Source organism: Mycobacterium sp. IDUB_37 (genome assembly GCF_055419245.1).
Map to the genome: position 1 here is coordinate 141,212 of NZ_JBVAXG010000001.1, position 13,403 is coordinate 154,614.

General features: G+C 66.9%; 13 protein-coding genes. 8 read left to right on the plus strand and 5 right to left on the minus strand.

Going from position 1 to position 13,403, the window contains the following annotated elements:
* Positions 1 to 67: 67 nt before the first annotated feature.
* Positions 68 to 628, plus strand: a complete 561-nt coding sequence (locus ACZY1I_RS00690; RefSeq protein ID WP_463752377.1) for a TetR/AcrR family transcriptional regulator — start codon at positions 68 to 70, stop codon at positions 626 to 628.
* Between the two features lie 25 nt (positions 629 to 653).
* On the opposite strand, the gene fadD8 is transcribed toward ACZY1I_RS00690, so the two are convergent.
* Positions 654 to 2,255: a fatty-acid--CoA ligase FadD8 gene (gene fadD8 / locus ACZY1I_RS00695; RefSeq protein ID WP_463752378.1), complete on the minus strand. Its 1,602-nt coding sequence runs from the start codon at positions 2,253 to 2,255 to the stop codon at positions 654 to 656.
* Positions 2,256 to 2,473: 218 nt separating this feature from the next.
* Here fadD8 and ACZY1I_RS00700 point away from each other — a divergent pair, with 218 nt between their 5' ends.
* The 6 genes from ACZY1I_RS00700 to ACZY1I_RS00725 all read left to right on the plus strand — a co-directional run bounded on the left by ACZY1I_RS00700 (position 2,474) and on the right by ACZY1I_RS00725 (position 9,336).
* Positions 2,474 to 4,078 carry an amidohydrolase gene (locus tag ACZY1I_RS00700; protein ID WP_463752379.1) on the plus strand — a complete coding sequence of 535 codons (1,605 nt, stop codon included), beginning with the start codon at positions 2,474 to 2,476 and terminating at the stop codon, positions 4,076 to 4,078.
* A gap of 59 nt (positions 4,079 to 4,137) precedes the next feature.
* Positions 4,138 to 5,055, plus strand: a complete 918-nt coding sequence (locus ACZY1I_RS00705; RefSeq protein ID WP_463753442.1) for an o-succinylbenzoate synthase — start codon at positions 4,138 to 4,140, stop codon at positions 5,053 to 5,055.
* A complete protein-coding gene (locus ACZY1I_RS00710; protein ID WP_463752380.1) occupies positions 5,052 to 5,840 on the plus strand; it encodes an alpha/beta fold hydrolase in 789 nt (262 codons plus the stop codon). The genes ACZY1I_RS00705 and ACZY1I_RS00710 overlap by 4 nt, the downstream gene beginning before the upstream one ends.
* Positions 5,841 to 5,930: 90 nt before the next feature.
* Positions 5,931 to 7,583 (plus strand): 2-succinyl-5-enolpyruvyl-6-hydroxy-3-cyclohexene-1-carboxylic-acid synthase, encoded by a 1,653-nt coding sequence (gene menD / locus ACZY1I_RS00715; protein ID WP_463752381.1) that lies wholly within the window; start codon positions 5,931 to 5,933, stop codon positions 7,581 to 7,583.
* Between the two features lie 13 nt (positions 7,584 to 7,596).
* The gene (locus ACZY1I_RS00720; RefSeq protein ID WP_463752382.1) at positions 7,597 to 8,097 is read left to right on the plus strand and encodes a DUF3592 domain-containing protein; all 501 of its coding nucleotides are present in this window, start codon (positions 7,597 to 7,599) and stop codon (positions 8,095 to 8,097) included.
* Between the two features lie 99 nt (positions 8,098 to 8,196).
* Entirely contained in the window at positions 8,197 to 9,336 is a 1,140-nt protein-coding gene (locus ACZY1I_RS00725; RefSeq protein ID WP_463752383.1) for a glycosyltransferase family 4 protein, read from the plus strand.
* A 20-nt stretch (positions 9,337 to 9,356) separates the two neighbouring features.
* Here ACZY1I_RS00725 and ACZY1I_RS00730 read toward each other — a convergent pair whose 3' ends face one another.
* Positions 9,357 to 10,181 carry an SDR family oxidoreductase gene (locus tag ACZY1I_RS00730; protein WP_463752384.1) on the minus strand — a complete coding sequence of 275 codons (825 nt, stop codon included), beginning with the start codon at positions 10,179 to 10,181 and terminating at the stop codon, positions 9,357 to 9,359.
* Positions 10,182 to 10,246: 65 nt separating this feature from the next.
* On the opposite strand from ACZY1I_RS00730, the gene ACZY1I_RS00735 reads away from it, so the two are divergent.
* Positions 10,247 to 10,936, plus strand: coding sequence for a demethylmenaquinone methyltransferase (locus tag ACZY1I_RS00735; protein WP_463752385.1), 690 nt, complete (start codon positions 10,247 to 10,249; stop codon positions 10,934 to 10,936).
* A 41-nt stretch (positions 10,937 to 10,977) separates the two neighbouring features.
* Here ACZY1I_RS00735 and ACZY1I_RS00740 read toward each other — a convergent pair whose 3' ends face one another.
* The 3 genes from ACZY1I_RS00740 to menJ form a co-directional block, all read right to left on the minus strand.
* Positions 10,978 to 11,313: a DUF732 domain-containing protein gene (locus ACZY1I_RS00740; RefSeq protein ID WP_463752386.1), complete on the minus strand. Its 336-nt coding sequence runs from the start codon at positions 11,311 to 11,313 to the stop codon at positions 10,978 to 10,980.
* A gap of 30 nt (positions 11,314 to 11,343) precedes the next feature.
* A complete protein-coding gene (locus ACZY1I_RS00745; RefSeq protein ID WP_463752387.1) occupies positions 11,344 to 12,030 on the minus strand; it encodes a class I SAM-dependent methyltransferase in 687 nt (228 codons plus the stop codon).
* A gap of 131 nt (positions 12,031 to 12,161) precedes the next feature.
* On the minus strand, positions 12,162 to 13,400 hold the full coding sequence (gene menJ / locus ACZY1I_RS00750) for a menaquinone reductase (RefSeq protein WP_463752388.1): 1,239 nt from the start codon (positions 13,398 to 13,400) through the stop codon (positions 12,162 to 12,164).
* Between the last annotated feature and the right edge of the window lie 3 nt (positions 13,401 to 13,403).

Here is a 13,403-nt window from a genome sequence, read left to right on the forward strand (position 1 = left end):
TGTCAGACTGGATGGATACGGAGGACCCTCCGGTTACCAACGTAGCAGAAACGGAGGGCCCTCCGCTTTGGTAGACAAAACGCGGTCCGACGCGCGGCGTAACCGCGACAGACTGCTCGAGGTAGCGGCCGCCGCGTTCAGTGCCGCCGACGGGCGGCCGGTGTCGCTCGAGTCGGTCGCTCGCGACGCCGGCGTCGGGATCGGCACGCTCTACCGGCACTTCCCGAGCCGGGAGTCGCTTATCGAGGCCGTCTACCGGACCGAACTCGCCGAGGTGGCGGCCGCGGCGGAACAGTTGTCGCAGCAGCATCCGCCCGAAGTCGCACTGCGGCGCTGGATGGATCGCTACGCGAGCTTCGTCGCGGCCAAGCGCGGGATGGCGGACTCGCTGCGCGTGATGTTCGAGTCCGGCGCGGTGGAGCCGACCCAGACTCGCATGAGCATCGTCGGTGCTGTCGAGATGCTGTTGCGGGCCGGTGCCGAGGCTGGCAGTCTTCGCTCCGACGTGCTGGCCGACGACGTGGTGTCGAGCCTGCTCGGCATCCTCCTTGCCAGCGCTTCATCCGAGCAGACGGGCCGCATGCTCGATCTACTGGTGGCCGGTGTTGCCGTCCGCTGCCCAGCGTGAAGCCAGCTTCACACTCGGCGAAAGGTCAGCCCACTGCGCGGCCGGCGCCCTCCCAGAACCGCGCCCGCACCGCCTTCTTGTCCGGCTTGCCCAGTCCGGTCAGCGGCAGGGCGTCGACAATCTCGATCCGCTTGGGCGATTGCACCGACCCCTTGCGGTCCTTCACTGCGGCCTGGACCTCGCCGATCATCGCCTCGACCGCGGCGTCGTCTCGGGCGGCGTCGGCACGCAACACCACGACCGCGGTCACCGCTTCACCCCACTTCTCATCCGGGGTGCCGACGACACAAACCTGCGCGACGGACGGGTGCTCGGCGATGACGTCCTCGACTTCGCGGGGGAACACGTTGAAGCCGCCGGTCACGATCATGTCCTTGACCCGGTCGACAATGAAGTAGAAGCCGTCCTCGTCCTCGCGCGCCATGTCGCCGGTATGCAGCCAGCCGTCCTTGAAGGCCTCGGCGGTTGCCTCCGGCAGGTTCCAGTAGCCGCCGGCCAAAAGTGGTCCACTGACACAGATTTCGCCCGGCTCACCCTGCGGCACCGGCTGGCCGTCCTCGCCCAGTAGCGCCACCCGGGCGAACAGTGTCGGCCGCCCGCACGAGGTGAGTCGCTTCTCGTCGTGGTCGGCCTTGGCCAGGTAGGTGATCACCATCGGGGCCTCGGACTGCCCGTAGTACTGGGCGAAGATCGGCCCGAACCGCGAGATCGCCTCGGCCAGCCGTACCGGGTTGATCGCCGATGCGCCGTAGTAGACCGTCTCCAGCGACGAGAGGTCTCGAGTCTTCGAGTCCGGGTGATCCATCAGCGCGTACAGCATCGACGGCACCAGCATGGTCGCCGTAATGCGTTGCTCTTCAATCACTCTCAATACTTCGCCCGGGTCGAACTTGGCCAGCACCACCATCTCGCCGCCCTTGACCACCGTCGGTGTGAAGAACGCGGCGCCGGCGTGCGACAGCGGTGTACACATCAGGAAGCGCGGGTTCTCCGGCCACTCCCACTCGGAGAGCTGGATCTGCGTCATAGTGGCGATGTTTCCGGTGGTCCCCAGCACGCCCTTGGGCTTGCCGGTGGTGCCGCCGGTGTAGGCCATGCCGCCGATGTGGTCAGGCGGCAGGTCTGCGATCACCAGTGGCTTGGGCTCGAACTTGGCCGCCTCGGCGGATAGATCGACAGCCACGTCCTTGAGCTGTTCCGGCACCGGGCCGATGGTCAATATCTGCTTGAGCGAGTCCACCTTCTCCAGCAGGCCCAGTGCGCGCTCGACGAACATCGGGTTGGGGTCGATGATCAGCGAACTCGCGCCGGCGTCGGACAGCACATACGCGTGATCGTCCAGTGATCCCAGCGGATGCAGCGCCGTGCGCCGGTAACCCTGGGTCTGGCTCGCGCCCAGAATCATCAGCACCTCGGGCCGGTTCAACGCGAGCAGTCCGACTGTGACGCCGGTGCCGGCGCCGAGTGCCTCGAAAGCCTGGACGTACTGGCTGATCCGCTCGGCGAGCTGACCACCGGTCAGCGTCGTATCGCCGAGAAACAGCACGGGTCTGTTCTTGTGGCGCTTGAGCGCGCCCGCTAACAAGTGGCCGTTGTGGGTGGGATTGCGCAACAGATCGTCACTCATAAGGTCAGACTAGAACGTGTTGCAGTTCAAGTCAGCTGCACCCTCTGCTACAGCGCGAATCGCCACGACTAACTGTTGTGATCCAGCTCGAGAAGGACCGTTCGCGAAAACCCGCTGCGCCTCGCGCCGCCCCGCGCCCGGTCGCACGGAAACCCCTCGGTGGCGACCCGCCGCGCCCGGCGCCGCCGCGCTTGCGGTCGCCACTAGGATCACAGCCCATGGCCGCCGCAGATGTCGTCATCACCGGAAACGTCCTCACCGTCGATGATTCGCGGCCCACGGCCGAGGCGATCGCCATTGCCGGCGGCCGGATCGTCGCCGTCGGCGACCGATCCGATATCGAGCAGTACATCGGCCCGGACACCCAGTCCGTCGACATCGGTGACGGGTGCGTCATGCCGGGTTTCATCGAGGCGCACGGTCACCCGCTGATGGAAGCAATCGCGCTCTCGGACCGCCTCGTCGACATCCGTCCGGTGACCATCCGCAACGCGGACGAAGTCGTCGATGCCATCCGTAGTGAGGTGGAGCGCCGCGGCGCCGGCGGGGCCTATCTCATCGGCTGGGACGCCCTGCTGCAGGACGGGCTTCCCGAGCCGACGCTGAGCTGGCTCGACGGCCTAGCGCCCGAGACCCCGCTGGTGATCATTCACAACTCCGGACACAAGGCCTACTTCAACTCGTTTACGGCCAACCTCTACGGCTTGACCCGCGACACCCCCGACCCCAAGGGCGCCAAGTACGGCCACGACGCTGACGGCGAACTGGACGGCACCGCCGAGGAGATCGCAGCCGTGATGCCGCTGCTCGTCGGAGCGATCTCACTCGCCGACTACCCGGACATGCTGCGCGCCGAGTGCGCCCGGCTCAACCGTGCGGGGCTGACGACCTGTTCGGAGATGGCATTCGACCCCAAGTTCAAACCACTGGTCGAGGCGGTGCGCAGCGACCTGACGGTCCGGCTGCGCACCTACGAGGTCTCCAATGAGCAGATGGCGACCGCGGCTACTCCGTTCGAGGGTGACGACATCCTGCGCCAGGTGGGTATCAAGATCTGGGTGGATGGCTCGCCCTGGATCGGGAACATCGCACTGTCGTTCCCCTATCTGGACACTCCGGCCACCCGCATCGCGGGCATCACACCCGGTTCCTGCGGCTGCGCCAACTACACGAAGGAGCAGCTGACCGAGATCGTCGGCGCCTACCTCCCGTTGGGTTGGCAGATGGCCTGTCACGTACAGGGCGACGCCGGTGCGGACACCATCCTGGATGTCTACGAAGAAGCGCTGCGCCAGCATCCGCGCGACGACCACCGCCTTCGTCTAGAGCACGTCGGCGCGATCCGGCCCGAGCAACTCCAGCGGGCAGCCGACCTCGGAGTCACGTGCAGCATCTTCGTCGACCAGATCCATTACTGGGGCGACGTCATCGTCGACGGGTTGTTCGGGGAGGAAAAGGGCTCGCGCTGGATGCCGGCCGGGTCGGCAGTGGCCACCGGGATGCGCATCTCACTGCACAACGACCCACCGGTCACGCCCGAGGAGCCGTTGCGCAACATCAGCGTCGCCGTGACCCGGATTGCGCCCAGCGGACGGGTGCTCGGCCCGGAGGAGCGGCTGACCGTCGACCAGGCTATTCGGGCACAGACCATCGACGCCGCTTACCAGCTGTTCGCCGACGACGTGATCGGCTCGATTGAGGTCGGCAAGTACGCGGACCTGGTGGTGCTGTCGGCCGACCCACGGACCGTGCCACCCGAGCAGATCGCCGACCTGGAGGTGCGGGCCACCTACCTAGCAGGTCGGCAGGTCTATCAGCAGTGACGCCGACCGTGCCTGCTCTGGCGGAGTTGCTGGAGCGCTTGCACGTCGTCGCGCTACCCATGCGGGTGCGGTTCCGCGGGATCACGACGCGGGAACTGGCGTTGATCGAGGGTCCTGCCGGGTGGGGCGAGTTCGGTGCGTTCGTCGAGTACGGCCCGCCCGAAGCCGCGCACTGGCTGGCGTCCGGGATCGAAGCCGCCTATCACGCGCCGCCACCGGCACGACGGGATCGCATCGCGATCAACGCCACGGTGCCCGCGGTCGTCGCCGCACAGGTTCCAGCGGTGCTCGCCCGGTTTCCCGGCGCCCGCACCGCCAAGGTCAAGGTCGCCGAGCCGGGACAAACTCTGGCCGACGACGTCGACCGGGTGAACGCCGTGCGGGAACTGATCCCGACGGTGCGGGTGGACGCCAACGGAGGCTGGAGCGTCGAGGAGGCGGTCGCCGCCGCGGCGGCGCTGACGGCGGATGGTCCGCTGGAGTATCTGGAACAACCCTGCGCGACGGTCGCCGAGCTAGCGGAGTTGCGCCGGCGCGTCGACGTGCCGATCGCGGCCGACGAAAGTATCCGCAAGGCGGACGACCCGCTGGCCGTGGTGCGCGCCGGCGCGGCCGATATCGCGGTGCTCAAGGTCGCTCCGCTGGGCGGGGTTTCGGCGCTGCTCGAAGTCGCCGGGCAGATCGACATCCCAATCGTGATCTCGAGTGCGCTTGACTCCGCGGTCGGCATCAGCCGCGGACTCGTCGCCGCTGCGGCCCTGCCGGAACTGCATCACGCCTGTGGGCTGGGCACCGGTCGGCTGTTCGTCGAGGATGTCGCCGAGCCCGCCGCCCCTGTCGACGGATTCCTTTCGGTCGAGTCGGTGACACCGGATCCGGCGAGGTTACGGGCCCTGCAGGTGCCCGCGGGGCGCAGACAGTGGTGGATCGACCGGGTCATTGCGTGCCACCCGCTGCTTGTACCGTCGTTTGAGTGATCAACCTGGCTTATGACGTCAAGGGAACCGGTGAGCCGGTTGTCTTCATTTCCGGCCGCGGCGGCGCCGGGCGAACCTGGCACCTGCATCAAGTGCCGGCGTTCTTGGCGGCCGGGTATCGCTGCATCACCTTCGACAATCGCGGGATCGGCGCCACCGAGAACGCCAGCGGTTTCAACACCGCGACCATGGTCGCCGACACCGCGGCACTGATCGAATCGCTGGACGTCGGCCCGGTGCGGCTCGTCGCGGTGTCGATGGGCTCGTTCGTTGCCGCGGAACTCATGGTGGTCCGATCCGAGCTGGTCAGCTCGGCAGTCCTGATGGCCACCCGTGGCCGGCTGGACCGCTCCCGCCAATTCTTCCATCAGGCCGAGGCCGACCTCGACGCGTCCGGTGTCGCCCTGCCTGCCACCTACGACGCCAAAAACCGTCTGCTGGAAAACTTTTCCCGCAAAACTCTCAACGACGACGCGGCCATCGCGGACTGGATCGCGATGTTCAGCATGTGGCCGACCAAGCTCACCCCGGGCTATCGCTGCCAGTTGGACGTCGCGCCGAACACCAACCGATTGCCCGCCTATCGCAACATCGCCGCTCCGGTGCTGGTGATCGGCTTCTCCGACGACGTGGTCACGCCGGCTTACCTAGGACGCGAGGTCGCCGACGCGCTGCCCAACGGCCGCTACCTGCAGATCCCCGATACCGGCCACCTCGGATTCCTCGAACGGCCGGAGGCCGTCAACACAGCGATGCTGAAGTTCTTTGCCGGGGTCAAGGCCTGACCGAGCGCAGCCCGATCCGCCCCTCGGAACGCCGTCAGCTCCAAATCGGTGTGATCTACGCGGCACCAGGGGTTGTGACACTCTGTAGTAATGAACCCGTCGACGACACAGGCCCGCGTCGTCGTCGACGAATTGATCCGCGGCGGCGTGCGCGACGTGGTGCTGTGCCCCGGTTCGCGCAACGCGCCTCTGGCGTTCGCCCTGCAGGACGCCGACCTGGCGGGCCGGCTTCGGCTGCACGTTCGCATTGACGAACGCACCGCCGGCTACCTGGCCATCGGCCTGGCGGTCGGGGGGGACGCGCCGGTGTGCATCGCGATGACGTCGGGCACCGCGGTGGCCAACCTCGGCCCGGCGGTGGTTGAGGCCAACTACGCGCGGGTGCCGCTGGTCGTGCTGTCGGCCAACCGTCCCTACGAACTGCTGGGCACCGGCGCCAACCAGACGATGGAGCAGCTGGGCTATTTCGGTTCGCAAGTCCGGGCCACCGTCAGCCTCGGGTTGGCGGAGGACGGGTCTGACAAGATCGCCAGCTTCAACGCGACATGGCGATCGGTCACCTGCCGAGTCTTGGCCGCTGCCACCGGTTCTCGTACCGCCAATGCAGGTCCGGTGCACTTCGACATTCCGCTGCGGGAACCGTTGATTCCCGGCCCGCAAGCCGACAGCACGCCAACCCCCGAGGGCCGGCCGGACGGAATGCCGTGGACTTACACACCTCCCGTCAGCTTTGACCAACCGCTGGCGATCGACCTGACGCCGGACACGGTCGTGATCGCCGGGCACGGCGCGGGTGTGCACCCGAATCTGGCAGGCCTCCCGACTGTCGCCGAGCCGACGGCGGCAGCCGGAACAGCGGGGCGCAACTATCTGCATCCGCTAGCACTGCCGCTGTTGCGTCCCAAGCAGGTGATCATGCTGGGCCGCCCGACGCTGCACCGACCGGTGTCGTCGCTGCTGGCCGACGCCGCCGTGCCGGTGTACGCGCTGACCACCGGGCCACGCTGGCCGGACGTCTCGGGCAACTCGCAAGCCACCGGAACCCGCGCGGTCGTCTCCGGGCAGCCCGACGCGGCATGGCTGCGGCGGTGCGCGGAGATGAACGAGCATGCCGTCGCTGCGGTGCGCAGCCAGCTGGCAGAGCACCCGCTGACCACCGGCCTGCACGTCGCCGCTGCCGTGGCGGATGTGTTGCGGCCGGGCGACCAGTTGGTGCTGGGCGCATCGAACCCGGTCCGCGACGCGGCTCTCGTCGGGCTCAAAGCCGACGACATCCGGGTTCGGTCCAATCGCGGCGTCGCCGGTATCGATGGAACCGTTTCCACCGCAATCGGGGCCGCTCTCGCGCACGAGCGCACCGGGAGCCCGGGCAGTCGCACCCTGGCACTCATCGGCGATCTCACCTTCGTGCACGACAGTTCGGGACTGCTGATCGGCCCCACCGAGCCGACGCCGCGGCAACTGACGATCGTGGTCTCCAACGACAACGGCGGCGGCATCTTCGAGTTGCTCGAGCAGGGTGACCCGCGATTCTCCGACGTATCGCAACGAATCTTCGGTACCCCGCATGACGTCGACGTTGGTGCCTTGTGTCGCGCGTACCACGTGGAGAGCCGGCAGATCGAGGTCGGCGAACTACCGGATGCCATCGACGAACCCGGTGCCGGCATGCGGGTGTTGGAGGTCAAGGCGGACCGTTCCTCGCTGCGTCAACTGCACGCCGCAATCAAAGCGGCCCTGTGAGGATCATTTCCCGTTGAAGTCACCGAAGTTGTTGCTGCGCATGCTGATTCATGGCACCAGCGAAGAGCTCCCGGACACGCGGTCACGGATACTGGTGCGGTGGGTGCGCATTGCGGTGCTGATCGTGACCGTGCTGGTCACGCTGCAGTCGTTGTTGCTGGTGGCCGGGGCATGGCGTAACGACCTCGCGATCAAAAGCAACATGGGGGTCGCTCAGGCCGAGGTGCTCAGTGCCGGGTCGCGGCGCTCCACCATAGAGTTCGTCACGCCCGATCGGGTCACCTACCGGCCGGAACTCGGCGTGTTGTACCCATCCGAGTTGGCCCAGGGCATGCGGATCTACGTCGAGTACAACAAGAACGACCCGAATCTGGTTCGGGTGCAGCACCGCAACGCCGGGCTGGCGATCATCCCGGCCGGGTCGATCGCTGTGGTGGCCTGGTTGACCGCCGCGATCGCATTGATCCTGCTGGCAGTGCTCGATAAGCGGCTGGACAAGCGCACCACGACTTAGCGCGCCGAGCGGACGGGATGGATGACCCTCCCGTCAGATTTCGCGCCCCGTATGCCCGTCGGCAACCTTTCCGACAATCGACACTGCCACTGTGTAGTTGTGCGCGTTGCAATCGTCGCCGAATCGTTCCTGCCGCAGGTCAACGGTGTCAGCAACTCGGTTATCAGGGTCATCGAGCATCTGCGCCGTACCGGCCACGAGGCCCTGGTCATCGCTCCGGACAATCCGCCGGGGGAACCACGTGCCGACCGTCTGTACGACGGGGTCCGGGTGCACCGAACGCCATCGCGCATGTTCCCGAAGGTGACGACGCTTCCGCTGGGAGTGCCGACGCTGCGGCTCCTGCGGGTGCTACGCGGGTTTGATCCCGATATCGTCCATCTGGCCTCGCCGGCCCTGCTCGGCTACGGCGGGATGCTGGCCGCGCGCCGCCTAGGCGTACCGGTGGTGGCGGTATACCAAACAGACGTCCCGGGTTTCGCGGCGAGCTACGGTATTCCGACGGCCACCCGCGCCGCGTGGGCCTGGTTCCGGCACCTGCACAGCCTCGCCGACCGCACCCTCGCGCCCTCCACGCCGACCATGGAAACCCTTGCCGCTCAGGGGTTTCCGAGGGTGCATAGGTGGGCACGCGGAGTCGACCTGATCAGGTTCGTGCCGTCGGCGCGAGATGAGGCGCTGCGGCGGCGATGGTCGCCGGACGGCAAGCCGATCGTTGGTTTCGTCGGCCGGCTCGCGCCGGAGAAGCACGTCGAGCGGCTCGCGGTGCTGGGGGCAGCCGGCGCAGTGCAGCTGGTCATCGTCGGTGACGGAGTTGATCAGGCAAAGCTGCAATCTGCAATGCCCACAGCCGTTTTCACCGGCGCTATGTACGGCGACCAACTCGCCACGGCATACGCCAGCATGGACGTTTTCGTCCATCCGGGTGAGCACGAGACGTTCTGCCAGGTCGTGCAGGAAGCGCTGGCGTCGGGGTTACCGGTAATCGCCCCCGACGCCGGCGGCCCGCGCGACCTGGTGACCCCGCAACGGACCGGGCTGCTGCTGCCCGTCGATCAGTTCGAGGCGCTGCTGCCCGCGTCGGTCGACCACCTGGTCCACCAGCGACAGCGCTACTCGCTTGCCGCTCGCCGCAGCGTCCTGGGCAAGAGCTGGCCGGTCATCTGTGAGGAGCTGATCGGGCACTACGAAGCGGTGCTGGCCCGGCCCGAACGGGCCCGCCCGCGTCGGTATGCCTGACCGCTAGCCACGCCTAACCCCTAGCCCTGCGCCAACTCGGCCACGGACTGCCACTTCTCCCAGTTCGCCAGCCGACTCTCGTAGTCGGCCTTGGCAGCTGCTAGCGGCGAAGCACCGAAGAACACCCGCAGCGGCGGCTCTTCGGCGTCGACCACCTTCAGAACCGCGGCCGCCGATGCCGACGGGTTGCCCGGGCTGGCCCACCGCTGGCTGCGCCATTCGTCTTGCTTGGCGTGAATCTCTGCGTACTCGGGCAGTCGCTCCGCGCGCCGGGAGGATGAGCCCGCCCAGTCCGTGTCAAAACCGCCTGGCTCGATCAGCGTGACGTGCACACCGAAGGACGCGACTTCCTGCGCAAGCGACTGGGAAAATCCCTCCAACGCCCACTTGGACGCGTGGTAGATGCCGACGTCGGGAAATGCCGTGATGCCGCCGATCGAGGACACCTGAATGATGTGCCCACTGCGCTGCGCACGCAGGTAGGGAAGTGCGGCCTGGGTGACCCAGAGCGCGCCGAACACGTTCGTCTCGAGCTGGTCGCGCGCGTCCTGCTCGGAGACCTCCTCGATGAACCCGAACTGTCCGTAGCCGGCGTTGTTGACGACGATGTCGAGGCGTCCGAAGTGCTCGTGCGCCTGTTTGACGGCCGCGAAGTCCGCGTCGCGATCGGTGACGTCCAGTTGGATGGGCAGTATTGCGGCACCGAAGCGCTGAACCAGGTCATCCAGTGATGCGGTGTTGCGGGCGGTGGCGGCCACTTTGTCGCCACGTTCCAGGGCGGCTATGGCCCATTCCCGTCCGAAGCCGCGCGATGTACCGGTGATAAACCAAACTTTTTCGCTCACGCACTCATGCAACGCATGGACCGGCGGCGCATTCCCGGATCTGGCTGCCGGGTAGCGTCTCTGGGGTGAGCCGCGCGGACCTCGACAAGGATCCCAGGGACGTCGCGTCGATGTTCGACGGCGTCGCCCGCCGATACGACATCACCAACACTGTGCTGTCGCTTGGTCAAGATCGGTACTGGCGTCGCGCCACCCGGTCGGCATTGCACCTCGAACCGGGCCAGAAGGTGCTGGATCTGGCCGCGGGCACGGCGGTGTCCACGGTCGAGCTGGCGAAGTCGGGGGCATGGTGTGTGGCGGCCGATTTCTCGGTCGGCATGCTGGGTGCGGGCAGCGCCCGCGATGTGCCCAAGGTGGCCGGCGACGCCACCCGGTTGCCGTTCGCCGACGATGTCTTCGACGCCGTGACTATCAGCTTCGGGCTGCGGAACGTGGCCGACTTCCCCGCTGGGCTGCGCGAGATGGCTCGCGTCACTCGACCCGGCGGTCGGCTGGTGGTGTGTGAATTCTCAACGCCAACAAGCGATTTGTTCGCCACGGCGTACAAAGAATATCTGATGCAGGCGCTGCCGCGAGTGGCGCGTGCGGTATCGAGTAACCCGGACGCGTACGTGTACCTCGCGGAGTCGATCAGGGCATGGCCCGAACAGGCGGCGCTCGCGCACGAGATTTCACGAGCGGGATGGTCAGCGGTGCGGTGGCGCAATCTCAGCGGCGGCATTGTGGCGCTGCACGCCGGATACAAGCCGCGCTGAAACGCAGGCAACCGCTCCGGGGAAGCCCCGAAGCGGAAAGCCTAGACTCCTGCGCGCTGCAGGACGCCGACGTTCTCGGGGCAGTAGTGGTCGATCCCTGCACCGAGGAACTGCAACGCCTGACCCTGGGAAGTGCCCAGTGGCAGGTTGCGCTGCAGGAACACCGCCGACTTGTGTGCGTCGGTGTCCACGCCCCGTTCCATCCGCTGACAGCTGATCTTGGCCAACCAGGCGTTGTAGTCCTGCGGGCCGTAGATGCCGAAGCCGTGCAGCGTGTTGTTGAAAACCTGGTCGTAGTCGTCCGCCTGGGCGGGCGCCGCCAACCCGATAGCGGCGACCCCCATGGCGGCGAAAGCAGCCAGCCTAAGTGACTTCATTAGCCGAACTATACACTCGGTTTGTGCTCGCTACTGGCCCAGATGGGCTGTGAGCAACCACGCACCTACCGACTTGCGGCCGTTGCCTTCGTCCCGTGTTTCGAAGGGCGTCCCGGACGCATCTCCTGAAAAATTCGCATGAATGCGGGCCGGGCGGATTTCGTCGATGACCCAGTACTTGGCGACGGCGTCACGCAGTTCCTGCTCGGTAACAGCGAAGGGTGGGCCCTCGGGTATCGAGGCCTTGTCGAAGACCAGCACGAAGTAGCGGGCGCCCGGTGCGGCGGCACGCACGATCGCCTGCTGGTATCCCTCGCGCAGCTCGACCGGCATGGAGTGGAACAGGGTGCTGTCCACGATGGTGTTGAACCGGCCTTCCGAGCCCGCTGGGTAGGCGCTGAAGTCGGTGATGTCGGCCTCCGCGAAGCTGGCGTTGGCCACGCCCCGCTTCTGGGCCTCACGTTGGGCCAGTTTGATGGCGGTGGGGGAGGCGTCCAGGCCCACCGTGGTGTGCCCGCGCTCGGCCAGGGCCAGTGAGATGGCGCCCTCGCCACAGCCCGCGTCCAGAACGTTGGCGCCGAACTTGCCCTCGTCGATCAGCCGGGCCAGCTCAGGTTGCGGTTCGCCCAGGCTCCAAGGCGGCCGGATGCCTTCGCCGAGATGGGTCGCCTCTCCCCGGTATACCTGTTCAAATTTGAATTCTGTAGGTGCAGTCATACCATCCGGTATATCAACCAGCCTGATATATGTCAACCAACTTGATATGCCTGAGCAGACGTAAAGTCGCACAAAATCAACCCGATTCGGGCGATTTTGCGTCTGCTCGCGCAGCGTTGGGACGACGCCGATCAGCTGAAAGGCGGGCGCCGATCGATCAGTCGGGACGCTCGCCCGCCGCCGCGCCATGCGCGTGCCACCCAGTCGGCGTCCTCGTCGGTGACCAGATTGGCCATCACCCGCACCGCGACACGCATCAGCGTGGTCGAGCGCATCGCGATCGGTCCGGTTGCCGGCAGGAATCGCTGGAAGGTGAGCAGCAACGCGAGCCTGCGCGCCACCGAGAATCCGCGGGCGTAGTGGTCGGTCAGTAGCGCCGGCCACAACTGCGACAGATCCTTCGCGTCCAATACCTCGGCAGCCAGTCGGCCCGTCTCCAGCCCGTAGTCGATGCCCTCGCCGTTGAGCGGGTTGACGCACGCGGCGGCGTCGCCGATCAGCATCCAGTTCCGCCCGGCCACACCCGAGACCGCACCGCCCATCGGCAGCAGCGCGGACGACACCGCCCGCGGCGGTCCTTCGAAGCCCCACTCTTTCCGGCGCAGGTCCGTGTAATAGGAGATCAACGGCCGCAGCGCCAGATCAGCCGGTCGTTTGGTGGTCGACAATGCCCCAACGCCGATGTTCACCTCGCCGTTGCCCAGCGGGAAGATCCAGCCGTAGCCCGGCAACACGGCGCCATCGGGGGAGCGCAACTCAAGATGTGAGGTAAGCCACGGATCCGCACTGCGCGCGGTGGTCAGATACGCGCGGGCGGCGGTGCCGTACACCGTTTCCTGATGCCACCGCCGGCCCAACTTGCGGCCCAGCGACGAACGCGCGCCGTCGGCAACGATCAACTGACGGCACTGCACCTCGGTGCGGTCGGCCAACGTCAGCGATGTCACCCGCCTCGACGAATCATGATGCACCTCAACCACTTTGGTTCCCAGCAGCATCCGCGCGCCGGACTCCTCGGCGACTTTGCGAATCCGGTCGTCCAGCTCGAGGCGGGCCACCGCGCTGCTGTAGGACGGGAACGACCGCCCGGGCCACTCGATCTCCACCTCGCCGCCGAACCCGCTCATTCGCAGGCCCCGATGTTGGATACGGCCGGCAAGCCAGTCGCCCAACCCCAGTCGTTGCATCTCGTCGATGGCGCGCGGTGTCAGGCCGTCACCGCATGCCTTGTCACGGGGGAAGCCGACCGAGTCGATGACGAGCACATCGCGGCCCGCTCGGGCTGCCCAGGCGGCCGCCGCGGACCCGGACGGTCCGGCGCCGACGACAACGACGTCAGCGCTCGTGGCTCTGGTCGCTCCGGTGTCCATGCT